Origin of the sequence: Streptomyces sp. NPDC008079 (assembly GCF_042957385.1) — a bacterium.
In the GTDB taxonomy this organism is placed as follows: Bacteria; Actinomycetota; Actinomycetes; order Streptomycetales; family Streptomycetaceae; genus Actinacidiphila.
This window is the reverse complement of the sequence record NZ_JBIBIC010000018.1, coordinates 134,802-157,971: the sequence shown is the minus strand read 5'-3', so window position 1 is coordinate 157,971 and position 23,170 is coordinate 134,802. Positions and strand designations below refer to the sequence as shown.

Below are 23,170 nucleotides of genomic sequence, written 5' to 3'. Positions count from 1 at the left end.
AGAGCGGCCCTGCTGCCGGTACGGGCCGGGCGACCGCCGGGGCGGCGACGGGCGCGGGTGGGGACGGGGGTCAGGGGATCGTGGTGCACACCCTGGCTGATGCGACTTTCAGGCGCCGGGTTCCACCGACACCGAGGTGAAGCGCCAGCGGTGCACCTGGCGGCGCACCAACGTCCCGTCCGGGTCGGGCAGTTCCGGCAGTACGGCGTCGTAGGGCGCGTCCCACCACGTGAGGATGAGCACCCGGTCGTCGGGCGCGGTGAGGAATTCGCGGCGGGTCGGCGTGCCGGGGAGCGTACGGGCCTGCTTCCTGGCCCAGTCGAGGAGGTCGGGGCCGCGGCCTTCTGCGGCGGCGGCCTCCCACATCAGCGTGACGGTCATCCGTACAGGTTGTCCTTGCTCAGCTCGTGCACATGGTCGTGGTCGTGCGCGTGGCCCGGCCCGTGGTCGTGTGCGTGCGGGTGCCCGTGGCCCGGCCCGTGGCCGTGCGGGCCGGGGTGGGTGTGGCCGGGCACCGACACCTCCGTGACCGGCAGCGAGGAGTCGGCGGGCAGGTCGAGGGTGGAGGAGGCCCGGCCGCGCGCGACCATCTCGGCGCCGAGGGCCGCGACCATCGCGCCGTTGTCGGTGCACAGGCCGGGGCGCGGCACCCGCAGCCGGATGCCCGCGTCCTCGCAGCGCTCCAACGCCAGTGACCGCAGGCGGGAGTTGGCGGCGACACCGCCGCCGATCATCAGGTGGTCGACGCCGTTGTCCCGGCAGGCGCGGATCGCCTTGCGGGTCAGCACGTCCACCACGGCCTCCTGGAAGGACGCGGCCACATCGGCGATCGGCACGTCCTGGCCGTCCCTGCGCCGGGCCTCGACCCAGCGCGCCACGGCGGTCTTCAGGCCGGAGAAGGAGAAGTCGTAGACCGGGTCGCGCCCGCCGGTCAGGCCGCGCGGGAAGGCGATGGCCCCGGGGTCGCCCTCGCGGGCGTGCCGGTCGATCGCCGGGCCGCCGGGGAAGCCGAGCCCCAGCACCCTGGCGACCTTGTCGAACGCCTCGCCCGCCGCGTCGTCGATGGTCGCGCCCAACGGCCGTACGTCGCTGGTGATGTCGGGCGCGAGCAGCAGCGACGAGTGCCCGCCGGACACCAGCAGCGCCATCGTCGGCTCGGGCAGCGCGCCGTGTTCGAGCTGGTCCACGCAGATGTGCGAGGCCAGGTGGTTGACGCCGTACAGCGGCTTGCCGAGCGCGTACGCGTACGCCTTCGCCGCCGACACCCCGACCAGCAGCGCGCCCGCGAGCCCGGGGCCCGCCGTGACCGCGATGCCGTCCAGGTCGCTCGCGGCGACCCCGGCGTCCTTCAGCGCGCGCTGGATGGTGGGGACCATCGCCTCCAGGTGCGCGCGGCTGGCCACTTCGGGGACCACACCGCCGTACCGGGCGTGCTCGTCGACGCTGGAGGCGACCGCGTCGGCCAGCAGCGTGTGGCCGCGCACGATGCCGACGCCGGTCTCGTCGCACGAGGTCTCGATGCCGAGGACAAGGGGTTCGTCAGCCATGGATCTCAGTTTCCTGTACGGGTGGGAGGCGGGGCGGCCGGGTCGGTTTCGTCGGTCTGCGCGAAGGCGGCGGGGGCGACGGGGGTGGCGGCCGGGTCGGCGAGCCGCATGACGAGGGCGTCCACGTTGCCCGGCTGGTAGTAGCCCTTGCGGAAGCCGATCGGCTCGAAGCCGAAGCGCTGGTAGAGCCGCTGGGCGCGGGTGTTGTCGACCCGTACCTCCAGCAGCACCTCGTGGCACTCGGCGTCGGTGGCGGCGCGCAGCAGTGTGGTGAGAAGCCGGGCGCCGAGCCCGGTGCCCCAGTGGTCGCGGGCGGCGGCGATGGTCTGCACATCACCCGTTCCGGCGATGGCGGCGAGCCCCGCGTAGCCGACGAGCCGTCCCCCGGCGTCCTGCGCGACCACGTAGAAGCGGGTCGCGGCCGGGTGCCGGGCGTCGGCCAGCTCCGACCAGAACATCGCGCGCGACCAGGCGTCCTCGGGGAACAGGTCGTGTTCCAGGGCCAGTACGGCGTCCAGGTCCCACCAGCGCATCTCGCGCAGCGTCACGGCGGTGGCGCTCCCGTGAGCGGCCCCGGTCACTTCGGCAGTACCGCCTTGTACCCGGCGGGCACCTGCGCGTCCGGCCGCCGCAGGTACAGCGGCAGCGGCGGGTCGAAGGGCTCGTCAGCGGCCAGCCGGTACGCGGCCAGCGCCGCGAGCGCGCCCGCCGACTGGTCCTCGGTGCCCTGACGGCGGTCGGTGAAGACCTCCGGGTACAGCGCGGCGCCCGCGCCGACCGACGGCAGGCCGCGTACCGCGTCCGCGATGTCGGCCGGGCGGTCCACGGCGGGCTCGGTGGCGCGGTGCCGCGGGTCGTCGTAGCGCGCCCAGTACACCTCTTTGCGGCGGGCGTCGGTGGCCACGGTGAACGGCCCGTCGAGCCCGGCCGCGCCCGCGGCCCAGGCCAGCCCGTCCAGGGTGCACACGCCGTGCACGGGGACGCCCAGCGCGTCCCCGAAGGACGCGGCCGTCACCAGGCCGACGCGCAGCCCGGTGTACGGTCCCGGGCCGACGCCGACCACGACGCCGGTGACGTGGGCGAGCGTACGGTCGGCGGCGACCAGGACCCGGTCGATCGCGGGCATCAGCAACTCGCCGTGCCGGCGCGCGTCGACGACGGTCGACTCGGCGAGGACCCGCTCCCCGTCGTGCAGGGCGGCGGTGACGGCGGGTGTGGCGGTATCGAAGGCAAGCAGCAGCACGTCCCCAAGGGTACGGCGCGCGCCCGTACGGTCGTGGCCGCGGGCGGCGCGGCTGCTACCGTCAACCGGGAGCATGTGCGAACCCCATCCGGAGGACAACCGTGGCGCGGATCAAGTCGAGCACCCTGGTCTCGGGGCTCACTGCGGCTGCCCTGGTCGTCATCGCCGTGCTCGCCGCGCAGGCGGCGGGCTCCGCGCCCGACCAGCCGCCGCAGGCCAGGCCCTCCACCTCGGCCGTGAAGTCGCCCAGCACGAAGCCGACGCCGAAGACGTATCCGCTGCCCGCCGCCTCCGGCACCGGCAGGCGCGTGGTCTACAGCATCTCCGCCAAGCGGGTGTGGCTGGTCGGTGACGCGGAGAAGGTCGACCGCACCTACGCGGTGGTCGCGGGCAATGTGGCGCCGAGCGTGGGGATACACCGCGTCTTCTCGCGGCGCGCCTCCGGCATAGGAGGCGACGGCGCCCAGGTCGAGCACGTGGTGCTCTTCGCGACGACCGACGGGATAAACGTCGGCTTCAGCGCGGCCGCGGACGGGTCGCTGGCGAAGCCTGATCCCTCGAAGCAGACGGCGGCGATCCGCGAGACGCGGCTCGACGGCACGGCGCTGTGGCAGATCGCGACGATTGGCAGCAGTGTTTTCGTCGTGAAGTAGGCACGCGGAGTAGACGCGTCGTGAAGTAGCCGCGCGTCTCACGCGCCGGTTTCTGCCTCCGGCGCGTCCGTCGTCCTGCCCGTCGCCGTGGTGACCGGCGGGTCCGTCGGCGCGGGCTCCTCGCCGTCGTCCGGCGGGGTCGACAGTGTGCGGGCCGCGGCTCCGGCGGCCAGCAGGGCGCCGACGTTGGGCGGCGGGGTGTCCCGCCGCGGGTCCCGCGTGTCCTGGGTCCGGATCTGGGCCGACATGTGCGCCTCCCCGAAGAGACGTAGTTAGGGCGCCCTAACCAGGTACCCGCAACCAGCAGACCACGCCCGGCCGCCCTCGCGCAACATCTTGCCGACAGCCTGTCGGAACGGAGGGCGGAGCGGGGGCCGAACGGGGGATCGGAGCGAGGGTCAGGCGCGCAGCGCGGTGAGGTCCTGGCCGGTCCAGCGCGGGCCGACGCCGGTGACGGTCACCTCGCGTACGTCGTCGCCCTCGCCGTCCCCGTCCGCCGGGCCGCCGACCGTACGGGCGATGACGACCTGGAGCCGCGCTTCCGACAGCTCCTCGACCTTGCCGTCGCCCCACTCCACGACGACCACGGACTCGGGGAGCGACACGTCGAGGTCCAGGTCCTCCATCTCGTCCAGGCCGCCGCCCAGGCGGTACGCGTCCACGTGCACCAGCGCGGGACCCGCGGTCAGGGAGGGGTGGACGCGGGCGATCACGAAGGTCGGGGAGGTGACGGCGCCGCGTACGCCCAGACCCTCGCCGAGGCCGCGGGCCAGCGTGGTCTTGCCCGCGCCCAGCTCGCCGCTGAGCAGCACCAGGTCGCCGGGGGCGAGCAGCGCGGCCAGGCGGCGGCCCAGGTCGCGCATCAGGTCGGGGGTGGGGACGGTGATCCCCACGGAGCCCGGTTCGTGCGGTGTCGCGCCGCGCCGCACCGCCTCGTGCTCGGCGGCGTTCTGCGCGGCGGGCTCGTGCGGCGGCGTGGCATCGTGCGGTGTGGCCATGAACGCGAATGTTACGCGTCGGCGGCCGTCGTACGGGTCGACGCCCGCGCCGCCGCCAGGTCGCGCAGCACCTGCGGGACCGGTGCGCGCACCGAGTCCGCGGCCTGCGCGATCAGCAGCGCGAGCGCCGCGTTCACCACCTCGGGGCGCTCCATGATGACCAGGTGCCCCGCGCCCTCCACGATCACCAGTTCGGCGTCCGGCAGCTTCTCGGCGATCTCCGTACTGTGCGCGCTCGGCGTCAACAGGTCCTTGTCCCCCGCCAGTACGAGACCGGGCAGCCCGTCGAGCACCGACAGCGCGTCGCCCTTGTCGTGGTCGGTGAACGCCGGATAGAACTCGGCGACCACGTCGATCGGCGTCGACTCGATCAGCCGCTCGGCGAACCGGCCGACCGCCGGGTCCACGTCGGAGCCGAACGAGTACCGCTTGATGATCCCCGCGAACAGGTCGGCGGTGGCCTGCCGCCCCCGCTCGACCAGATCCGCCTGGCTGCCCAGCGCCCGCAGCACCGCGGGCGCCAGCGCCCGGAACGCCCGCGCGCCCGCGGCGGGCAGCCCCAGCGTCACCGCGGCCAGCTTCCCCGCCGACGTCGAGACGAACGCGACGCCGACGACCCGCTCCTCGACGTACTCGGGGAACTGGTCGGCGAACGCCATCACCGTCATCCCGCCCATCGAGTGCCCGACCAGCACCACCGGGCCCTCGGGCACCGCCGCGTCCAGCACCGCCTTCAGGTCGCGGCCCAGCTGGTCGATGGTGGCGGGCCCGCCCGCCACCTGGTCCCGTCCGCGCTCGCTGCGGCCGTGACTGCGCTGGTCCCAGTACACCGCCCGTACGGTGCCGCGCAGCGCCGCCCGCTGGAAGTGCCAGGAGTCCTGGTTCAGGCAGTACCCGTGCGAGAACACCACCGTCACCGGCTGCGGCGCCTCGGCGCGGCGGCGCAGCCAGCCGCGGCTGCGGCGCGAGGGCGGTGTCTGCGGCTCGGGCTCGGGCGGCGCGACGTCCTCGGTCTCGTAGTACAGCTCCGTGCCGTCCTCCGCCGCGACCGTGCCGGGCTGTCCGCGCAGCGTTCCGTACGGGCCCGCCGAGTCCAGCGCCAGCCGGGCGCGGCGGCGCATCCCGCGGCCGACGGTCACCCGCTCGATCGCCACGCCCGCGGCGGCGCCCGCCGCGACCACCCCGATCGCCGCGCCGACCAGCCCTGCCTTCTCCCACTTCACGCCTTCTGGCACGGTGCTCCATCGCTGTCGCCTGCGCCGGGACCGGCGCCTTCCCCCACGTATACCCGCGGGACCCGCGCGCCGATCACGCCGTGGGACACGGGGCGTCGTCGCTGCCGCCTGTGGTCTCGCCCGCCGAGACCAGGGGGCCGGTCACGCCTACGGGCACGGCGCGCCGTCGCTGGCGCCCACGTATACCCGTGGGACCCGCGCGCCGATGCGGGTGACGATCTCGTACGCGATCGTGCCGCACGCCCGTGCCCAGTCCTCGGCGGTCGGCTCGCCCTGGTCACCGGGGCCGAACAGCACCGCCTCGTCGCCGGGCTCGGCCGCGTCGCCGCCGAGGTCCACCACGAACTGGTCCATCGCGACCCGGCCCGCGACCGTCCGCCACTTGCCCGCGACCAGCACCGGGCCCGTGCCCGAGGCGTGCCGCGGCACGCCGTCCGCGTAGCCCAGCGGCACCAGCGCCAACGTCGTCTCGCCCGGCGTCACGTACTTGTGCCCGTAGCTCACCCCGTGCCCGCCCGGCACCCGCTTCACCGACGCCAGGCGGCCGACGACCGTCATCACCGGCCGCAGCCCGAAGTCCGCGGAACCGCCGATCTCGGGCACCGGCGAGATGCCGTACATCGCCACGCCCGGCCGCACCAGGTCGAAGTGCGCCTCCGGCAGCGTCAGGGTGCCCGGCGAATTCGCGAGGTGCCGCACCTCGGGGGTGAGGCCCGCCGCCTCGGCCTGCGCCAGGGCCTCCTTGAAGACGTTCAGCTCCCGCTCGATGGAGGGGTGGCCCGGTTCGTCGGCGCAGCTGAAGTGCGCCCACACTCCTGTCACCCGGATGAGGCCGTCGCGCTCGGCCGCGCGGGCCCGTGCGACCAGTTCGGGCCACTGGGCGGGCTGGGCGCCGTTGCGGCCGAGGCCCGCGTCGATCTTGAGCTGCACCCTGGCCGGGCGGCCGGCCGCCTCGGCCGCCGCCGTGGCTTCGCGGAGCGCCCACATCGCGCTCACCGTCACGTCGATGTCGGCTTCGACGCACTCCCGCCAGGGCCCTCCGGGGGTCCACAGCCAGCACAGGGTGCGGGCCTTCAGGCCCGCTGCCCGCAGGGTCAGGGCTTCCTCGGGGGTGGCCACGCCGAGCCAGGTCGCTCCGGCCTCGACGGCCGCCTTGGCGCACGGGACCATTCCGTGGCCGTAGGCGTCGGCCTTCACGACGGCCATGAACGCGGCCGTGGGTGCCTTTGCGCGCAGCGCTCTCACGTTTGCTCGCAGCGCGGTCAGGTCCACTTGTGCCCAGCCGCGCATCCGCTTCTCGTCCATTGCGGTCAGTGTCTCAGGTCGGGTGCTGGGCGTGTCTTTCCCGCCCGCCCGCCCACCCGTGCGGGTGTTTTGTCGTCTGCGGGTGCCGCTTGTGCCTGGGTCGGTGCCGGTCCGGGGCACCTCCTCGGGCGACGAACGTGCACCCACTTCGAAAACGTCCAGCCCCTTTCCGTTCGTCCCCCTGCGGGGGCACCCCGGCCCGTCCCCTCCCGGTACGTCGGCGTCCGCCCGCCGGTGGGGGTGGCGGAGGGGGGTGGGTGGGCTCGGGTACGTCAGTGTCCGACGGTCCGCTGTGGTGGCCGGGGAGGGGGTGGGCTCGGGTGCGTCGGCGGCCGACGGTCCGCGGGGGTGGCCGGGCGGGGCAGGGGTCGCAGGGGCCGTTCGTGATTCGCCGGACAGGCGCTAGGTGGGGAGGCGGAGGCCGTTGTAGAGGAGTGAGGCGATGCGTACGGCGTCGTCCTGCCAGCCTTCGGAGCGCAGGCCGCAGATGCCGCCGAGGGCGCGGAGGAGGAGGCGGCCGCTGACGTCCTCGCGGATGAGGCCGGCGGCGGCGCCGGCGGTGAGGAGGTGGTCCAGGGCACGGGCCATCTCGGCGCGGGTGTCGTCGAAGACGGGCGAGTCGGTCGCCATGATGCTCTCCAGCACTTCGCCCATGCCGCGGCCGACCGCCGCGTGCTCCACGAGCAGCAGGAGGAAGGCGCGCAGGGCTTCGTCGGGGGCGTGCTGGGCGAGCAGCCGGGAGGGGGCCGCGCAGAGGTCGGCGACCTCTTGGCGGTACACGTCGGCGACAAGGGCTTCGCGGGTGTCGAAGTGGCGGTACAGCGTGCCGACGGCCACACCGGCACGGCGGGCGATCTCCTCGACGTGGGCGTCGTCGTCGGAGAGGAGTGCTTCGCGCGCGGCGGCGAGGAGCGCTTCGCGGTTGCGGCGGGCGTCGGCGCGCAACGGGCGTGGTGACGGCAACAGTCCTCCATAAGGTGAATCGGACTCCGCTTGTGTACAGTTTCCGGAGTCGGGTTCACTTTACTGGGGAGAACGTCCGTGACGATCGAGAACGAGGGGCTTGACGGCCTGCGTGTGCTGGTGACCGGCGGCAGCCGAGGGCTCGGGGAGGCGACGGCCCGCCGCTTCGCCGCCGCGGGCGCCACGGTGCTGACGGCCTCGCGCACCGCGCCGCCGGACGACCTGGACGCCGCCTTCATCCCGGCCGACCTGCGGTCCGAGGAGGGGGTGCGGGAACTGGGGCAGCGCGTGCTGGACAGCGTCGGAGGCGTTGACGTCCTGGTGAACAACGCGGGAGCCGCGACCGGGCCGATGCCGACTCTGGAGCGGTCCGACGCGTCGTGGCTCGCCGACCTGGAGATGAATCTGCTCAGCGCGGTCCGGCTCGACCGGGCGTTGGTTCCGGGGATGGTCGAGCGCGGCTCGGGCGTCGTGGTGCACGTCTCGTCCATCGCCAGCCACCTCCCCCAGCCCGCCGAGGCGTCGTACGCCGCGTCGAAGGCGGCGCTCAACGCCTACAGCCGCGAACTGGCGACGGCGGTGGGCGGCCACGGCGTACGCGTGGTGTGCGTGCTGCCGGGCTTCGTCGTCACCGAGGGAGCCGCCGGCCACCTCCGGCGGATGGCCGACAGTGAGGGCATCGGCGTCGACGACGTCACGCAGCGGATCGTGGAGCACCTGAAGCTGCCGATGGGACGGCCCGGCGAACCCGAGGACGTCGCCGAGATGATCGCGTTCCTCGCGTCCGACCGCGCCAAATGGCTCACCGGCGCCCAGTTCAGGGTCGACGGCGGCATCATCCCCACCGTCTGAGCCCCAGCGATTCCGAGGAGAGACACTGTGACCTTCAGGCTGACGTCACTGATCGTGGACGCCGCGGACCCGGAGAGCGAAGGCGCGTTCTGGCACCGCCTGCTCGGCGGCTCGGTCACCCGGACGGCCACGCACCACTTCCTGCGCAGCGACGGATTCCCCGTGCTCGTGGTCCAGCGGGTTCCGGGGCATGTCATGCCGCGGTGGCCCGACGGGACCTCCCAGCAGATGCACTTCGACCTCGCGACGGACGACATGGAGAGCGCCGACACGCGGGTGCTCGCGGCCGGCGGCCGACGGCTGCGGCCGACCGGCGACGTCGGCTCTGCCGGCCGCGAGGGCGCCCGGGTCTACGCCAGTCCGGCCGGGCACCCCTTCTGCGTTCGCCCGGCCTGACCCCCGCGACGGCTACGGGACGACCTCCCGGTCGGCGGCGGCGAGGAGCGTGCGGAGGGGGGCCGTGTCGGGCGTGTCGGCGATGGCCGCGTCGATGGCGTCGTCCATGCCGTTCTCCCAGGCCGGCGGGAGAACAAGTCCGGGGCGGCCCGTCCAGGCGATGTCGGGGGCGGCGAGTCCGGACTCGATGAGACGGAGCTGGATGAGACCGGCCAGCCCGTCGAAGACCACGGGCCGGATGAAGTTGCGCGCCGACGCGCCGGTCAGGCGGCCCGCCTGCGGCGGCTTGGGGATACGGTCGGCGACCGCCATCCACAGCAGGCCGTGGTCGAAGGCGTCGAGCACGGCCTCCAGGGTGGGCAGATCGGTGTCCGTCACCGTCTCGGAGGAGGCGCGGCGGGACGTACGGGCCGCGCCGTCCTGGTCCGGCGACTCCGCGCGCAGCGCCCTGGCGACCGCGAGCAGCAGCGGTCGGGACCAGCCCTCGGCATCCGCCGAGGCGCGGGCCATGACCAGGTCGTCCCAGGCCAGACGCGGGCGCTCGGCCGCCTCCGGGGGCAGCGTGCGCGCCTCCAGAGCGGCGAACACCTGGCTCTGGTCCCGCAGCAGGGACAGCGCGTTCGCCTCCCCCTCACCTTCATCCGTCGCACCGTCGGCGGGCAGCCGCTCGATCCGGGCTATCCGGTCCTGGAGCGGCGGGTGGGAGTCGTACGGGTGCGGCTTCGGCGGACGTCGACCGTCCGCGAGCGCGGCGAGCCTCTCCCCCGGCCGGGCGGCGAGCAGTCGCGAGAATCCGCCGAGGACCTCGCCGACCGGAGGCAGCGCCCCCACGGGGCCGCCCATCCCGGCGTACGTGTCCACGTAGTGGTCGTACGCGGCGTCGATGACCGGCATGGCGCGCAGTGCGCCGACCGTCGCGTCACGGCCCGCGTACCGGGCGGCCGACTCATCGGCGGCGAACTCCTGCTGGCGGGCGACGGACTGCGAGGTCCGCAGGAACATCCGGGCGTAGCCGACGTAGACGGCGCCGACCACGTAATGCATCCGCGTGGTGCCCTCGCTGAACACCTCCACCGTGTGCAGTACGGCCGCCCGGCCGCGCAGGGTGAGGCCGCCGAGCCGGGTGTCGCGATTGCCGTAGTGGCCGAACTCATGCGCCAGAACGGCCCGCAGCCGGGGCACGGTCAGCCCCGCGAGCAGCGGCAGGCCCAGCAGCAGACGGCGCCGCCCCGGCAACAGGCCCAGCAGACGGCTCTGTTCCGCCACCCCCGCGTTGACTTCGGAAACCAGGTACAGCTCGTCCGGCGCCCGCTCCCCCGCCACCTCCGCCGCCGCCCGCACCTGCTCCCACAACTCGGGCTGCTCCTGCGCCGTGACCGCCACCCCGTCCGGCACCGACCCCAGCCGCCCGGCCCGCAGAAACGCCAGCATCCCCCGCACGATCGCCACCGCCACCAACGCCGTGACCATCAAAATCGTGCCCTCGAACCACGCCGCCCCCGCCGCGAACCACCGCGTCACCAGCAGCCAGTCCAGCGCCGCCATCGCCGCCAACAGCACAAACCCCAACAACACGAACCCGACCAGCAACACCAACGCGCGCACAGCACGCAGCCGGAACGTCATCGACAATCCCCCCACAGGACCAGCCCACCCCCACCGGCACACCCCGACAAGGCCCGCAGATCCTACCCCCCACCCCAAGCCCCCCCGATCCCCCGCCTCACCTGCCCCCCCCGGACGAGCACCCCGGCCGCCCCCGCGGACCGTCGGCCGCCGACGCACCCGAGCCCACCCACCCCCCTCCGCCCGCCACCACAGCGGACCGTCGGCCGCCGACGTACCCGTGCCCACCCACCCCCCTCCGCCACCCCCACCGGCAGGCGGACGCCGACGTACCGGGAGGGGACGGGCCGGGGTGCCCCCGCAGGGGGACGAACGGAAAGGGGCTGGACATCATCGAAGTGCGGGCACGTTCGTCGCCCGAGGAGGTGCCCCGGCCCGGCACCGACCAGGCACAAGCGGCACCCGCAGACGAAGAAAACACCCGCAGGGGTGGGCGGGCGGGAAAGACAAGCTAAAGGCTGCGCCACGCAGTGGGAACGGCTGCGGCCACATCCAACGCCGCAAGCGGCGCTCCCCCCGACCCCAGCCGCGCAGCGAGCCCATGCAGGTACGCCCCACAACCGGCCGCGTCCATCGGCGCAAGCCCCGCCGCGAGCATCGACCCCGCAAGCCCGGACAGCACGTCCCCACTCCCCGCCGTCGCCAGCCACGCGACCCCCGTCGGATTGACGCGAACGGCCGCCCGGGGCGACGGCGAAGCCACCAACGTGGTGGCCCCCTTGAGCAGAACGGTGGCACCGAACCGCCCGGCCAGCCCCCGCACGGCGTCGAGGCGCCGCGCCTCGACCTCCTCCCGCGCCCAGCCGAGCAGCGCGGCGGCCTCCCCGGCGTGCGGGGTGAGGACGGTGGGGGCGCTCCGCTCCCGTACGGCGGCGGGCGAGAGGAAGCGCAAGGCGTCGGCGTCGACGAGGACCGGCACCGAGGTGGCGAGCACGTCGGTGACGGCCTGCCGCGCCTCCGGGGAGTCGCCGATGCCGGGCCCGACCACCCAGGACTGAACGCGCCCGGCGCTGTGCGGGGACCCGGTGGACACCAGCACCTCGGGGTGCCGGGCGAGCACGGCGTCGCCGCCGGGCCCGACGTAGCGCACCGCCCCGGCGCCGCCCCGCAGCGCGCCGGAGACGGCGAGGACGGCGGCCCCCGGATACCGCCCGGACCCGGCGACGACGCCGACGACACCGCGCCGGTACTTGTCGCTCGACTCCCCCGGCCGCGGCAGCGCGGCGGCGACGTCCGCGTGCTGGAGCGCCTCCAGTTCGGGTTCGCCGAGGTACGGCCCGAGGCCGATGTCGACGAGCCGGGGCGCCCCGGCGAAGGTGGCGGCCGGGTCGACGAGCAGCCCCGGCTTGTACGTACCGAAGGTGACGGTCGCGTCGGCGTGCACGGCGTCCCCGAGGACTTCCCCGGTGTCGGCGTCGACGCCGCTGGGCAGGTCGACGGCGACGACGAGGGCGCGGGAGGCCCCGGCGGCCTCGGCGAGCGGTACGGCGCCGGGCCGCAGGCCGCCCTTGCCGCCGATGCCGACGATCCCGTCGAGCACGAGGTCGGCCCGCCCGATCAGCGCCTCGGCGTCCTCCGCGGCGGCGGCGCGGCCCCCGGCGGCCAGCAGGGCGGCGAGGCCGCCGCGGTGGGCGCGTTCGGGGGCCAGCAGCACGGCGTGCACGGCGGCGCCGCGGCGGGCCAGCCGGGCACCGGCGTACAGCGCGTCACCGCCGTTGTCGCCGCTCCCGGCGAGGACGACGACGCGCGCGCCGTACGTACGCCCGAGCAGGTCCCGGCACGCCGCCGCGAGCCCGGCCGCCGCGCGCTGCATGAGCGCGCCCTCGGGCAGCCGGGCCATCAACTCGCCCTCGGCGGCCCGTACGGTCTCCACCGCGTGCGCGTACCTCATGGAAAGTCCTCCGGCAGGGCTCGACGGAAACAGCCTCAACGGACACTACGCGCCCGGCGCGCACCCAGCCCCCCGACCAGGCGGACCGGACGCACCGGACGCGCCCGGCGCATCCGCCCGGCCCGCCCCCGCCACCCGCCCGCGGGTCAGCCCTCCGCGATGACCACCGCGGACGCGACCCCGGCATCATGGCTGAGGGAGACGTGCCAGCCGCGTACCCCCAGCTCCGCGGCCCGCGCGGCCACGGTCCCGGTGACGGTCAGCCGGGGCCGGCCGGACGGCTCCGTGGTGATCTCGGCGTCGAGCCAGTGCAGCCCGGCGGGGGCGCCCAGGGCCTTGGCGAGCGCTTCCTTGGCCGCGAACCGGGCGGCCAGCGAGGCGACACCGCGCCGCTCGCCGGTCGGCAGCAGCAGTTCGCCGGGGAGGAAGAGCCGGTCGGCCATGCCGGGCGTGCGCTCCAGGGCGGCGGCGAAGCGGTCGATCTCGGCGACGTCGATCCCGACCCCGACGATCACTGGCCATCCCCTTCGCTCGACGTGCCGTTCATGCCGGCCAGCTTAGGCCGTGCCCCCACCCGCCGTGCCCCCGGCCGCACGCCGCACCCCCGGCCGCGCTCCACACCCCGCCCGCGCGCCGCACCCCCCGCCCGCGCTCCGTACACGTACGTCTGGACAATGGGGCCCGTGCCGACGACCCCAGCCGCGACCAGCCCCTATGTCGACCTGACCCGCGAGGAGTGGAGTGCGCTGCGCGAGCGCACGCCGCTGCCGCTGACCGCCGAGGAGGTGGAGCGGCTGCGCGGCCTGGGCGACGTGATCGACCTGGACGAGGTGGTGGACGTCTATCTGCCGCTGTCCCGGCTGCTGAATCTGTACGTGGCCGCGCACAACCGGCTGCGCGGCGCGCTGAACACCTTCCTGGGGGACGCGGTGGGGGCGCCTCCGCCGAAGGCAGGGGGAGGGCACCACGCACAGCCGGGGACGCCGTTCGTGATCGGGGTGGCGGGCAGTGTGGCGGTGGGCAAGTCGACCACGGCCCGGCTGCTCCAGGCGCTGCTGGCCCGCTGGCCCGAGCACCCGCGGGTCGAACTGGTCACCACCGACGGCTTCCTGCTGCCCAACGCGGAGCTGCACCGGCGCGGCCTGATGTCCCGCAAGGGCTTCCCCGAGTCGTACGACCGCCGCGCGCTGACCCGCTTCGTGGCGGACGTGAAGGCCGGCCGCGACGAGGTCACCGCGCCGGTCTACTCGCACCTGATCTACGACATCGTGCCCGGCGAGACGCTGACAGTCCGCCGCCCGGACATCCTCATCGTGGAGGGCCTGAACGTCCTCCAGCCTGCGCTGCCCGGCAAGGACGGCAGGACGAGGATCGGCCTGGCCGACCACTTCGACTTCAGCGTGTACGTGGACGCGCGCACCGAGGACATCGAGCAGTGGTACCTGGGGCGGTTCAGGAAACTGCGCGAGACGGCCTTCCAGGACCCGCACTCGTACTTCCGCAAGTACACCCAGGTCTCGGAGGACGAGGCGCTGGAGTACGCCCGGCTGATGTGGCGCACCGTCAATCAGCCCAACTTGCAGCAGAATGTGCTGCCCACCCGCAGCCGGGCGACGCTGGTGCTCCGCAAGGGACCGGGGCACAAGGTGCAGCGCCTGTCGCTGCGCAAGCTCTGACGCCGGCCACCCCGGCGCCGGTCACATGACGCGGCTCGCCCGACGCGGGCCGCCAGATGTCGAGGAAACGGGAGCCCCGCCGTGCTGCACCTGCGGATGATCGTGCCCGCCGACCGCACCGAGGAGGTCGCGCGACTGGTCGGCGCGACCCTCGGCGCCACCCATCTGACGGTGATGCGCGGCGCCGCGTACGACCCGCTCGGTGACGTGCTGACCTGCGACGTGGCGCGGGAGGCGGCCGACGGCCTGCTGGTCGGGCTGCGTGAGCTGGGCGTGGCGGAGACCGGTTCGATCGCGGTCGAGAACATCGACCTGACGCTGTCGACGAGTGCGGAGAAGGCCGAGGAGGACGCGCCGGGCGAGGGCGCGGACGCGGTGCTGTGGGAGTCGCTGGTCGAGGAGACGCACGAGGAGTCGACGCTGACGGTCACGTACATCGCGTTCCTGACGGTGGCGACGATGCTGGCCGCGTACGGCGTGATGCTGGACAGCTCGATCCTGATCGTCGGCGCGATGGTGGTCGGGCCGGAGTTCGGGCCACTGGCCGGGATCTGTACGGGGGTGGTGCGACGTCAGCGCCGCCTGGTGGGGCGGTCGGTGGCGGCGCTGCTGATCGGCTTCCCGGTGGCGATGCTGATCACCGGCGGGTTCAGCGATCTGATGAGCCTGTTCGGGCTGTTCACGCAGGCGCGGTTCGACGCGCCGCACCCGGCGACGGAGTTCATCTGGCAGCCGACGTGGGATTCGTTCGTCGTCGCGTTCCTCGCCGGGATCGCCGGAATCCTCTCCCTGACCTCGTCCAAGTCGGGCGCGCTGGTGGGCGTGGCGATCTCGGTGACGACGGTGCCGGCCGCCGCGAACGCCGCCCTGGGGATCAGCTACGGGGCCTGGGGCGAGGCGTGGGGCTCCACCTTGCAGCTCGTGATCAACCTGGCGGGCATCGCGGTGGCGGGCACGTTGACGCTGCTCGCCCAGAAGTGGCTCTGGGCGAAGCGGCACATACCCGCCGCCTGACGGCGTACGGTCGGCCCCCGCGCGGGGCGGCTCAGCCCAGGGTGGACTTGACGACGTCGGCCAGCCGCCCGGCGACGGACTGGGCGTGGTCGATGTCGGCGGCCTCGACCATCACGCGCACCAGCGGCTCGGTGCCGGAGGGCCGCAGCAGGACCCGGCCGGTGGTGCCCAGCTCGGTCTCGGCCTCGGCGACGGCGGTCAGCAGCTCGGGCGTGGAGTCGACGCGGCTCTTGTCGACGTCCGGCACATTGACCAGCACCTGCGGCAGCCGCACCATGACCCCGGCCAGGTCGGCCAGGGTGCGCTTGGTGGCGGCGACGCGGGCGGCCAGCAGCAGACCGGTCAGGGTGCCGTCGCCGGTGGTGGCGTGGTCGAGCACGATGACGTGCCCGGACTGCTCGCCGCCGAGCGCGTACCCGTGCTCCTTCATCGCTTCCAGGACGTAGCGGTCGCCGACGGCGGTCTGCACCATCTCGATGCCTTCGCGTTCCATCGCCAGCTTGAAGCCGAGGTTGGACATCACGGTGCCGACGACGGTGTTCTCGCGCAGGGCGCCGCGCTCGCGCAGCGACAGGGCGAGGATCGCGAGGATCTGGTCGCCGTCGACCTCCTCACCGGTGGCGTCGACGGCCAGGCAGCGGTCGGCGTCGCCGTCGTGCGCGATGCCGAAGTCGGCGCCGTGCTCGACCACGGCGGCCTTCAGCAGCTCCAGGTGGGTGGAGCCGCAGCCGTCGTTGATGTTGAGCCCGTCGGGCTGGGCGCCGATGGTGATGATCTCGGCACCGGCGCGCGAGAACGCCTCGGGCGAGACGCGGGAGGCCGCGCCGTGCGCCTCGTCCAGGACGACCTTCAGGCCGTCGAGGCGGTTGGGCAGCACCGCGATGAGGTGGGCCACGTACTGGTCGAAGCCCTCGTCGTAGTCGCGGACCCGGCCGACGCCGCCGCCGGTCGGGCGGTTCCAGGGGGCGCCGGTGCGGTGCTCCTCGTAGATCGCCTCGATCCGCTCCTCCAGCTCGTCGTCGAGCTTGTGGCCGCCGCGCGCCAGGAACTTCACGCCGTTGTCCGGCATCGCGTTGTGGCTCGCGGAGAGCATCACGCCGAGGTCGGCGCCCAGCGCGCCGGTGAGATACGCCACCGCCGGGGTGGGCAGCACACCGACCCGCAGGACGTCCACGCCCGCGCTCGCGAGGCCCGCCACGACGGCCGCCTCCAGGAATTCGCCCGAGGCGCGCGGGTCGCGCCCCACGACCGCCACCGGCCGGTGGCCCGCGAAGCTGCCCGCTTCGCCGAGCACGTGTGCCGCCGCGACCGACAGGCCGAGAGCAAGCTCGGCGGTGAGGTCGGCGTTGGCCATGCCCCGCACGCCGTCGGTGCCGAAGAGTCGTCCCACAGTGTTTCCTCCGATGATCCGTGCGGTCGTGCGGCCGTCCCGGGACGCGACGATCCCTGCGCCGCCGGGCCTCCCGTGCCCCGCGGTCCGCGCCCCCGGTGCGGGGACATGGCTCCACCATCCAGGGCTCAGAGCCATATCAACAGACAAATGTGCCGATTCCCAGGAATGCGAACGCCTCGGAGGCACAAAGTGTCTCCGAGGCGTTCGATGCGCCCGGCGCGGGTTTGGTTCCCGCGCCGGAGGCGACTTAGCGCTTGCTGAACTGCGGGGCCTTGCGGGCCTTCTTCAGACCGGCCTTCTTCCGCTCGACCGCGCGGTCGTCACGGGTCAGGAAGCCGGCCTTCTTCAGCGGGCCGCGGTTGTTGTCCACGTCCGCCTCGTTGAGCGCGCGGGCGACGCCCAGGCGCAGGGCACCGGCCTGGCCGGAGATGCCGCCGCCGCTGATGCGGGCCACGACGTCGTACCGGTTGTCCAGCTCGAGCACCTTGAAGGGCTCGTTGACTTCCTGCTGGTGCACCTTGTTGGGGAAGTAGCCCTCAAGGGTGCGGCCGTTGATCTTCCACTTGCCGCTGCCCGGAACGATCCGGACACGGGCGATGGACTGCTTGCGGCGGCCGGTGCCGGCGGCCGGCTGCGGGTCGCCGAAGCGCGAGGCGAGCGACTCGGAGGTGTACTCCGACTCGGGGGTCTCGGACTCGAAGGTCGTGATCTCCTCGAAGGTCTCTTCACCCTCGACGACGGTCTCGGCAGTGGTCTCAGCCACGATTCTCCTCAGATTCTTTCTGGTAGCTGGTGGCCGGTACTACTGCGCGACCTGGGTGATCTCGAACGGCACCGGCTGCTGGGCAGCGTGCGGGTGCTGGTCGCCCGAGTAGACCTTCAGCTTCGAGAGCATCTGACGGCCCAGGGTGTTCTTCGGGAGCATGCCCTTGATGGCCTTCTCCACGGCCTTCTCCGGGTTCTTGTCGAGCAGCTCGTCGTAGCGCACGGAGCGCAGGCCGCCCGGGTACCCGGAGTGGCGGTACGCCATCTTCTGGGTCTTCTTGTTGCCCGACAGGTGCACCTTGTCGGCGTTGATGATGATGACGAAGTCACCGGTGTCGACGTGCGGGGCGTAGATGGGCTTGTGCTTGCCCCGCAGGAGGGTCGCGGCCTGGGTGGCCAGACGGCCCAGGACAACGTCCTGCGCGTCGATTACGTGCCACTGGCGGGTGACATCGCCGGGCTTGGGGCTGAACGTACGCACGGTCGCCTTCGCTTCTTCAGTGATGGTGTCTCCACGAGCCCGTGAGGGGCCGGGGAAACGGGTCCTTGTACAAGGCCACCCGGACGATCAGGCCAGCCCTGGCGGCATTCGGGGACGCAACCCGTCTGCCTGCCGCTGGTCATCGGCCCGGTGGACCGGCGTAAGGGCCCCTCACGTGAGATAGAGCAAGCCAATACGCATAACGACATCGAAGAATACCCGCGCGCCCCCGTACGGGTCAAAACGCGTCGGATTCCCGGGCCGGGAGGGGCCGTTCGGGACCCGTGGGGACCGGGCGTCCGCCGGGCCCTACCGCTTGCGCTCGACCCGCCGCTCGTCCCAGACCGGCTCCGTGGACTCCCTGACCAGACCGTCGGACCCGAAGACCAGATAGCGGTCGAAACTGCGCGCGAACCACCGGTCGTGCGTCACCGCGAGCACCGTGCCGTCGTACGACTCCAGGCCCTCCTGAAGGGCCTCGGCGCTCTCCAGGTCGAGGTTGTCCGTGGGCTCGTCCAGCAGCAGCGCGGTGGTCCCGGCCAGCTCCATGAGCAGGATCTGGAAGCGGGCCTGCTGCCCGCCGGAGAGCTTGTCGAAGGGCTGGTCGCCCTGCCGCTCCAGCTCGTACCGCCGCAGGACGCCCATGGCGCGGCCCCGGTCGTGCGCGTGGTCGCCCCACAGGATGTCGACCAGGGTGCGGCCGAGCAGTTCCGGGTGCGCGTGGGTCTGCGCGAAGTGGCCGGGCACCACCCGCGCGCCGAGCTTGAACGTCCCGGTGTGCGCGACGCTCCCGTCCCCGGCGAGCAGCCGCAGGAAGTGCGACTTCCCCGAGCCGTTGGAGCCGAGCACCGCGACCCGCTCGCCGTAGTAGACCTCCAGGTCGAACGGCTTCATCAGACCGGTCAGCTCCAGCTTCTCGCAGGTCACCGCCCGTACGCCGGTACGTCCGCCGCGCAGCCGCATCCGGATGTCCTGCTCGCGCGGCGGCTCCTGCGGGGCGCCCGCGTCCTCGAACCGCTTCAGCCGGGTCTGCGCCGCGTGGTAGCGGGACGCCATGTCGGGGCTGTTCGCCGCCTGCTGGCGCAGCCGCAGCACCATCGCCTTGAGCTTGGCGTGCTCCTCCTCCCAGCGCCGCCGCAGCTCCTCGAAGCGCGCGAAGCGCTCCTTGCGGGCCTCGTGGAAGGTGTCGAAACCGCCGCCGTGCACCCACACCGTGGACCCGGCCGGGCCGGTCTCGACGGCGACGATCTTCTGCGCGCTGCGGGCCAGCAGCTCCCGGTCGTGGCTGACGAACAGCACGGTCTTCTTGGTGAGGGCGAGCTGCTCCTCCAGCCAGCGCTTGCCCGGTACGTCCAGGTAGTTGTCCGGCTCGTCGAGCAGCAGCGTCTCGTCGGGGCCGCGCAGCAGGGCCTCCAGAACCAGCCGTTTCTGCTCACCGCCCGAGAGCGTCTTCACCTCGCGCCACTGCGCCCGCTCGTACGGCACGCCGAGCGCGGCCATCGTGCACATGTCCCACAGGGTCTCGGCCTCGTAGCCGCGCGCCTCGGCCCATTCGGCCAGGGCGTGCGCGTACGCCATCTGCGCCGGTTCGTCGTCCTGCGCCATGATCGCCAGCTCGGCCGCGTCGACCGCCTTGGCGGCGGTCCGGATCCGCGGGTGCGCGACGGAGACCAGCAGGTCACGTACGGTGCGGTCGTCGCGGACGCTGCCGACGAACTGCCGCATCACCCCGAGGCCGCCGCTGACCGTGACCGTGCCGCCGTGCGGCTTGATCTCGCCGGAGATCAGCCGCAGCAGCGTGGTCTTGCCCGCGCCGTTGGCGCCGACCAGCGCGACCACGGCGCCGTCGCCCACCCGGAACGAGACGTCGCCGAGCAGCGCCCGCCCATCCGGCAGGTAGTACTCCAAGTGCGCTGCTTCCACATGTCCCATGTCCTGGATTCTCCCTGTGGGGCGCGATCCGCCCCAACTCGTTTTCGTGAGGTCTCCACCGGCGCGTTCACCGGTGCGTTCTCCGGTGTGTTCACCGGAATATGTGCGCGGCCTGACCGGCAATATGATGCGCGGCATGACTGATGGGCCCGGACAGCAGCCGCAGCCTCCGCAGGAACCCCCCACGAGCGCCCCCGAGGGCGAGCGCGAGGTCCTTGAGGGACGCGTCATCCCCTCTCGGCCCCAGCCGCGCCACGCCGCCGCCCAGGCACCCCCGCAGCAGCCGTCGCCGTACGACGCGCAGGCGCCGCAGGGCCCGCAGCCGCCGTCGGGCCCGGCCGCCGACCAGCCCGCCGGGCCGCCGGGGGGCTACGCGGACGACCCGCGGCGCGGGTTCCGCCACGAGCCCGGACAGTCGCAGCCGCAGGCGCCGTCCTCCGGTCCCGCGTGGTCGCCGCAGGCCGAGCAGCCGGGCGCGTACCAGGTACGGCCCGGCGTCCCCGGCCAGGGCGCGGCCCGGCCGCACGCCTCGCTGCCGCCCGCCGCCGCGGCGCCGGGTGCCGCCGAGACCCCCGCGGCTCCCGCGCGGCCCACCAGCCCGACAGACCCGCGGCCGACCGCCCAGACCGCGCCCCGGAGCACGCCCCAGGCCCCCGCCCAGGGCGCACCCCGAAGCCCGTCGCAGAGCCCCCAGGGCGCCCCGCAGGGCGCGCCCGGCATGGGCACCCACCGTCAGCCCTTCCCGCGCCAGCAGCGCGGCCCGGGACAGCGTCGGCAAGGGGCGCACACGCCCGCCTCAGGGCCGGGCGGCCCGCCCTCGGGCGGGACACCCGACTGGGGCGCGCTCGCCGAGCAGCAGGCCGCCAGCGGTGCCAAGCGGCGCAAGCTGCTGATGCTCGGCGGCGGAATCGTCGCCGTCGCGGTGATAGCGGGCGGCGTCGCCACCGCCGTCGTCATGTCGGGCGGCTCGGACGACGAGCCGGTGGCCGGGCCGTCCTCGGCCACCAGCGGCGCCACGTCGCAGTCGCCGCTGCCGCCCGCGCCCTCGTTCTCCTCGGTCGCTCCCCCGCCGCCGCCCAACCCGCTGGACTTCATCTCCACCGCCGCCAAGGACACCGCCCCGATCACCGTGGGCGGCCTCTTCCCCGGCAAGCAGTTCCGGATCGGCGGCAACGTCTACTCCCAGACCGCCGCCGCCACCACCGCCAAGTGCGCCGACGGCGCCCGCAGCGAGCTGGCCGCCGCCCTCACCGCCAACGGCTGCCGCAAGCTGATCCGCGCCACCTACGTACGCGGCGGCGTGGCCGTCACCGTCGGCGTCGCCGTCTTCGACGACACCGCCCACGCGGCGAAGGTGCAGAAGACCGCCCACTACCTCGGCCCGCTCAACGGCGGCGGCATCAAGGACTTCTGCCACGCCGTCGCCTGCCAGATGACGTCCAACGCCGTCGGCCGCTACGCCTACTTCACCATCTCCGGCTTCAAGACCGGCAAGACCCTCACCAAGGCCGACACCACCGCCAAGCAGGCCGCCAACGACGCCTCCGACTTCGCCTTCCAGCGCGTCATCCAGCGCGGCCGCGACGCCGCGAGCGCCGCTACCCCGTAACGGCGGCGGCGGGCGCGGCGGGGGCGCACGGCAGGGTCCGTCTGTTGCGGGCCTCCACCGAGCGGGCGGCCAGCTGGTCGTCCGCCGGGTAGCCGACCTCTTCCAGGGTGAGGCCGTGCGGGCGCAGGACCTTGACGGCGGAGTGGCGCTCGCGCCCGGCCAGGACCTCGCCGGGGAAGCCGACCGGGCGGTGGCCGTCACCGACCAGGATCATCGCGCCGATCAGCGCGCGCACCATGTTGTGGCAGAAGGCGTCGGCGCGGACCGTGGCGACCGCGAGACCGTCGGCCGTACGCTCCCAGCGCAGGTCGAGCAGGGTGCGGATGGTCGTGGCGCCCTCGCGCTTCTTGCAGTACGCGGCGAAGTCGTGCTCGCCGAGCAGGAGTTCGGCCGCCGCGTTCATCCGGTCGACGTCCACCGGACGGTCGTGCCACAGCACGTGGCCGCGCAGCAGCGGGTCCACACCGCCGGGGTGGTCGCCGACGCGGTAGGCGTACCGCCGCCAGACCGCCGAGAACCGCGCGTTGAACCCGGCGGGTGCCGCCGAGACGTCCCAGACGCGTACGTCCCACGGCAGCCGTCCGGCCAGCCGCCGGCGCAGATTGCCGCCCTCGGCCGCCCACACGTCCGCGGGCAGGTCCACGTGCGCCACCTGCCCGCGCGCGTGCACCCCGGCGTCGGTGCGCCCCGCGACGGTCAGCTCCACCGGCTCCGCCATCCGCAGCACCGTCGGGATCGCCGCCTCCAACTCCCCCTGCACGGTCCGCCGGGTGCGCTGCTTGGCCCACCCGGAGAAGTCCGTACCGTCGTAGGCCAGATCCAGCCGCACCCGTACGGCGCCGGGCGCCACCTCGTCGCTCACGCGCGCATTCCTCTCAGCGGGATCAGGGGACTTCGGGGACTTCGGGGGCCGGGGATCGCGGGGACCAGCGGAACGGGCCCGTACCCCTCCGGCAGAGGGGTACGGGCCCGCGGGGTCGCTCCCGGGGTCTCAGAACGCTCAGGCGTCCTTGGACTCCTTGGGCTCCTCGTCGGCCGGAGCGGCGTCCTCGACCGCGTCGTCCGCGGTCTCGGGCGTGGCGTCCGCCGGCTCGGAGTCCTTCTTGAGGTCGGCCAGAGCCTCGTCACCGGCGCGGTCCTTGGCGGAACGCTTGGTGGCGGCCTCGGCCTCGCCCGTGGCGGCCTGCGCCACGGTCAGCGCCTCGACCAGCTCGATGACGGCCATCGGCGCGTTGTCGCCGCGGCGGTTACCGACCTTGGTGATCCGGGTGTAGCCACCCGGGCGGTTCTCGTACCGCGGCGCGATCTCGGTGAAGAGCGTGTGGACGACGCTCTTGTCCGTGATCGTCTGCAGCACCTGGCGACGGTTGTGCATGTCGCCCTTCTTCGCCTTGGTGATCAGCCGCTCCGCGACCGGACGCAGACGGCGCGCCTTGGCCTCGGTGGTCTTGATCCTGCCGTGCTCGAACAGCGACTTCGCGAGGTTCGCGAGCAGCAGCTTCTCGTGCGCGGCGCCGCCGCCGAGGCGGGCACCCTTCGCGGGCTGAGGCATGGTCTTTCTCCTTCTCCGCTGCACCGGCCGTACGAGGTA

The 23,170-nt window shown here is 73.8% G+C and carries 24 protein-coding genes; 6 read left to right on the top strand and 18 right to left on the bottom strand.

Features of this window, described 5'->3' with window-relative positions; translation table 11 throughout:
* Positions 1 to 108 precede the first annotated feature (108 nt).
* The 4 genes from ACFZAM_RS29765 to tsaB are packed head-to-tail and all read right to left on the bottom strand — an operon-like array spanning position 109 to position 2,790.
* Positions 109 to 381 (bottom strand): hypothetical protein, encoded by a 273-nt coding sequence (locus tag ACFZAM_RS29765; protein ID WP_391050434.1) that lies wholly within the window; start codon positions 379 to 381, stop codon positions 109 to 111.
* Entirely contained in the window at positions 378 to 1,547 is a 1,170-nt protein-coding gene (gene tsaD, locus ACFZAM_RS29760) for a tRNA (adenosine(37)-N6)-threonylcarbamoyltransferase complex transferase subunit TsaD (RefSeq protein WP_355336787.1), read from the bottom strand. Before tsaD ends, ACFZAM_RS29765 begins: the two co-directional genes overlap by 4 nt.
* 5 nt (positions 1,548 to 1,552) lie before the next feature.
* Complete coding sequence (gene rimI, locus ACFZAM_RS29755) at positions 1,553 to 2,080, bottom strand: ribosomal protein S18-alanine N-acetyltransferase (protein ID WP_355337193.1); 528 nt, start codon at positions 2,078 to 2,080, stop codon at positions 1,553 to 1,555.
* A gap of 44 nt (positions 2,081 to 2,124) precedes the next feature.
* Entirely contained in the window at positions 2,125 to 2,790 is a 666-nt protein-coding gene (gene tsaB / locus ACFZAM_RS29750) for a tRNA (adenosine(37)-N6)-threonylcarbamoyltransferase complex dimerization subunit type 1 TsaB (RefSeq protein WP_355336786.1), read from the bottom strand.
* 101 nt (positions 2,791 to 2,891) lie between these two features.
* Between tsaB and ACFZAM_RS29745 the strand changes: the two genes are divergently transcribed.
* On the top strand, positions 2,892 to 3,443 hold the full coding sequence (locus ACFZAM_RS29745) for a hypothetical protein (protein WP_355336785.1): 552 nt from the start codon (positions 2,892 to 2,894) through the stop codon (positions 3,441 to 3,443).
* A gap of 38 nt (positions 3,444 to 3,481) precedes the next feature.
* Here ACFZAM_RS29745 and ACFZAM_RS29740 read toward each other — a convergent pair whose 3' ends face one another.
* The 5 genes from ACFZAM_RS29740 to ACFZAM_RS29720 form a co-directional block, all read right to left on the bottom strand.
* Positions 3,482 to 3,691 carry a hypothetical protein gene (locus ACFZAM_RS29740; RefSeq protein ID WP_391050433.1) on the bottom strand — a complete coding sequence of 70 codons (210 nt, stop codon included), beginning with the start codon at positions 3,689 to 3,691 and terminating at the stop codon, positions 3,482 to 3,484.
* A gap of 150 nt (positions 3,692 to 3,841) precedes the next feature.
* A complete protein-coding gene (gene tsaE / locus ACFZAM_RS29735; RefSeq protein ID WP_391050432.1) occupies positions 3,842 to 4,441 on the bottom strand; it encodes a tRNA (adenosine(37)-N6)-threonylcarbamoyltransferase complex ATPase subunit type 1 TsaE in 600 nt (199 codons plus the stop codon).
* Between the two features lie 11 nt (positions 4,442 to 4,452).
* Complete coding sequence (locus ACFZAM_RS29730; protein WP_355336783.1) at positions 4,453 to 5,676, bottom strand: alpha/beta hydrolase; 1,224 nt, start codon at positions 5,674 to 5,676, stop codon at positions 4,453 to 4,455.
* A gap of 147 nt (positions 5,677 to 5,823) precedes the next feature.
* A complete protein-coding gene (gene alr, locus ACFZAM_RS29725; RefSeq protein ID WP_391050431.1) occupies positions 5,824 to 6,981 on the bottom strand; it encodes an alanine racemase in 1,158 nt (385 codons plus the stop codon).
* Between the two features lie 402 nt (positions 6,982 to 7,383).
* Entirely contained in the window at positions 7,384 to 7,944 is a 561-nt protein-coding gene (locus ACFZAM_RS29720; RefSeq protein WP_355350359.1) for a TetR/AcrR family transcriptional regulator, read from the bottom strand.
* Positions 7,945 to 8,022: 78 nt separating this feature from the next.
* Between ACFZAM_RS29720 and ACFZAM_RS29715 the strand changes: the two genes are divergently transcribed.
* Together ACFZAM_RS29715 and ACFZAM_RS29710 are read left to right on the top strand one after the other, a co-directional pair.
* Complete coding sequence (locus tag ACFZAM_RS29715) at positions 8,023 to 8,796, top strand: SDR family oxidoreductase (protein WP_355350356.1); 774 nt, start codon at positions 8,023 to 8,025, stop codon at positions 8,794 to 8,796.
* Positions 8,797 to 8,823: 27 nt separating this feature from the next.
* A complete protein-coding gene (locus ACFZAM_RS29710; protein WP_391050430.1) occupies positions 8,824 to 9,192 on the top strand; it encodes a VOC family protein in 369 nt (122 codons plus the stop codon).
* 12 nt (positions 9,193 to 9,204) lie between these two features.
* Here the strand turns inward: ACFZAM_RS29710 and ACFZAM_RS29705 are convergent, their stop codons facing one another.
* The 3 genes from ACFZAM_RS29705 to ACFZAM_RS29695 form a co-directional block, all read right to left on the bottom strand.
* Complete coding sequence (locus ACFZAM_RS29705; RefSeq protein WP_391050429.1) at positions 9,205 to 10,818, bottom strand: M48 family metalloprotease; 1,614 nt, start codon at positions 10,816 to 10,818, stop codon at positions 9,205 to 9,207.
* A gap of 451 nt (positions 10,819 to 11,269) precedes the next feature.
* The gene (locus ACFZAM_RS29700) at positions 11,270 to 12,709 is read right to left on the bottom strand and encodes an NAD(P)H-hydrate dehydratase (RefSeq protein ID WP_391050428.1); all 1,440 of its coding nucleotides are present in this window, start codon (positions 12,707 to 12,709) and stop codon (positions 11,270 to 11,272) included.
* Between the two features lie 146 nt (positions 12,710 to 12,855).
* Entirely contained in the window at positions 12,856 to 13,224 is a 369-nt protein-coding gene (locus tag ACFZAM_RS29695; protein ID WP_355340163.1) for a holo-ACP synthase, read from the bottom strand.
* A 159-nt stretch (positions 13,225 to 13,383) separates the two neighbouring features.
* On the opposite strand from ACFZAM_RS29695, the gene coaA reads away from it, so the two are divergent.
* Positions 13,384 to 14,385: a type I pantothenate kinase gene (gene coaA, locus ACFZAM_RS29690; protein ID WP_391050427.1), complete on the top strand. Its 1,002-nt coding sequence runs from the start codon at positions 13,384 to 13,386 to the stop codon at positions 14,383 to 14,385.
* A gap of 81 nt (positions 14,386 to 14,466) precedes the next feature.
* Positions 14,467 to 15,399 carry a DUF389 domain-containing protein gene (locus ACFZAM_RS29685; RefSeq protein WP_391050426.1) on the top strand — a complete coding sequence of 311 codons (933 nt, stop codon included), beginning with the start codon at positions 14,467 to 14,469 and terminating at the stop codon, positions 15,397 to 15,399.
* Between the two features lie 31 nt (positions 15,400 to 15,430).
* On the opposite strand, the gene glmM is transcribed toward ACFZAM_RS29685, so the two are convergent.
* The 4 genes from glmM to ACFZAM_RS29665 all read right to left on the bottom strand — a co-directional run bounded on the left by glmM (position 15,431) and on the right by ACFZAM_RS29665 (position 19,970).
* Positions 15,431 to 16,789 carry a phosphoglucosamine mutase gene (glmM, locus tag ACFZAM_RS29680; RefSeq protein WP_355340172.1) on the bottom strand — a complete coding sequence of 453 codons (1,359 nt, stop codon included), beginning with the start codon at positions 16,787 to 16,789 and terminating at the stop codon, positions 15,431 to 15,433.
* 250 nt (positions 16,790 to 17,039) lie between these two features.
* Complete coding sequence (rpsI, locus tag ACFZAM_RS29675; protein WP_188283331.1) at positions 17,040 to 17,555, bottom strand: 30S ribosomal protein S9; 516 nt, start codon at positions 17,553 to 17,555, stop codon at positions 17,040 to 17,042.
* A 39-nt stretch (positions 17,556 to 17,594) separates the two neighbouring features.
* The gene (gene rplM, locus ACFZAM_RS29670; protein WP_355340175.1) at positions 17,595 to 18,038 is read right to left on the bottom strand and encodes a 50S ribosomal protein L13; all 444 of its coding nucleotides are present in this window, start codon (positions 18,036 to 18,038) and stop codon (positions 17,595 to 17,597) included.
* 309 nt (positions 18,039 to 18,347) lie between these two features.
* The gene (locus ACFZAM_RS29665) at positions 18,348 to 19,970 is read right to left on the bottom strand and encodes an ATP-binding cassette domain-containing protein (RefSeq protein ID WP_391050425.1); all 1,623 of its coding nucleotides are present in this window, start codon (positions 19,968 to 19,970) and stop codon (positions 18,348 to 18,350) included.
* Positions 19,971 to 20,106: 136 nt separating this feature from the next.
* Here ACFZAM_RS29665 and ACFZAM_RS29660 point away from each other — a divergent pair, with 136 nt between their 5' ends.
* Positions 20,107 to 21,579 carry a hypothetical protein gene (locus ACFZAM_RS29660; protein WP_391050424.1) on the top strand — a complete coding sequence of 491 codons (1,473 nt, stop codon included), beginning with the start codon at positions 20,107 to 20,109 and terminating at the stop codon, positions 21,577 to 21,579.
* Here ACFZAM_RS29660 and truA read toward each other — a convergent pair.
* Entirely contained in the window at positions 21,569 to 22,441 is an 873-nt protein-coding gene (gene truA / locus ACFZAM_RS29655; protein WP_355340183.1) for a tRNA pseudouridine(38-40) synthase TruA, read from the bottom strand. The two genes, ACFZAM_RS29660 and truA, sit on opposite strands and share 11 nt — an antisense overlap.
* Positions 22,442 to 22,579: 138 nt before the next feature.
* Positions 22,580 to 23,131, bottom strand: coding sequence for a 50S ribosomal protein L17 (rplQ, locus tag ACFZAM_RS29650; RefSeq protein ID WP_355340186.1), 552 nt, complete (start codon positions 23,129 to 23,131; stop codon positions 22,580 to 22,582).
* Between the last annotated feature and the right edge of the window lie 39 nt (positions 23,132 to 23,170).

Coding starts and splice junctions, on each gene's coding strand:
- ACFZAM_RS29765 (WP_391050434.1), bottom strand. CDS start 381: ATGACCGTCACGCTGATGTGGGAGGCCGCCGCCGCAGAAGGCCGCGGC.
- tsaD (WP_355336787.1), bottom strand. CDS start 1,547: ATGGCTGACGAACCCCTTGTCCTCGGCATCGAGACCTCGTGCGACGAG.
- rimI (WP_355337193.1), bottom strand. CDS start 2,080: ATGCGCTGGTGGGACCTGGACGCCGTACTGGCCCTGGAACACGACCTG.
- ACFZAM_RS29740 (WP_391050433.1), bottom strand. CDS start 3,691: ATGTCGGCCCAGATCCGGACCCAGGACACGCGGGACCCGCGGCGGGAC.
- tsaE (WP_391050432.1), bottom strand. CDS start 4,441: ATGGCCACACCGCACGATGCCACGCCGCCGCACGAGCCCGCCGCGCAG.
- alr (WP_391050431.1), bottom strand. CDS start 6,981: ATGGACGAGAAGCGGATGCGCGGCTGGGCACAAGTGGACCTGACCGCG.
- ACFZAM_RS29705 (WP_391050429.1), bottom strand. CDS start 10,818: ATGACGTTCCGGCTGCGTGCTGTGCGCGCGTTGGTGTTGCTGGTCGGG.
- ACFZAM_RS29700 (WP_391050428.1), bottom strand. CDS start 12,709: ATGAGGTACGCGCACGCGGTGGAGACCGTACGGGCCGCCGAGGGCGAG.
- coaA (WP_391050427.1), top strand. CDS start 13,384: ATGGGGCCCGTGCCGACGACCCCAGCCGCGACCAGCCCCTATGTCGAC.
- ACFZAM_RS29665 (WP_391050425.1), bottom strand. CDS start 19,970: ATGGGACATGTGGAAGCAGCGCACTTGGAGTACTACCTGCCGGATGGG.
- ACFZAM_RS29660 (WP_391050424.1), top strand. CDS start 20,107: ATGACTGATGGGCCCGGACAGCAGCCGCAGCCTCCGCAGGAACCCCCC.
- rplQ (WP_355340186.1), bottom strand. CDS start 23,131: ATGCCTCAGCCCGCGAAGGGTGCCCGCCTCGGCGGCGGCGCCGCGCAC.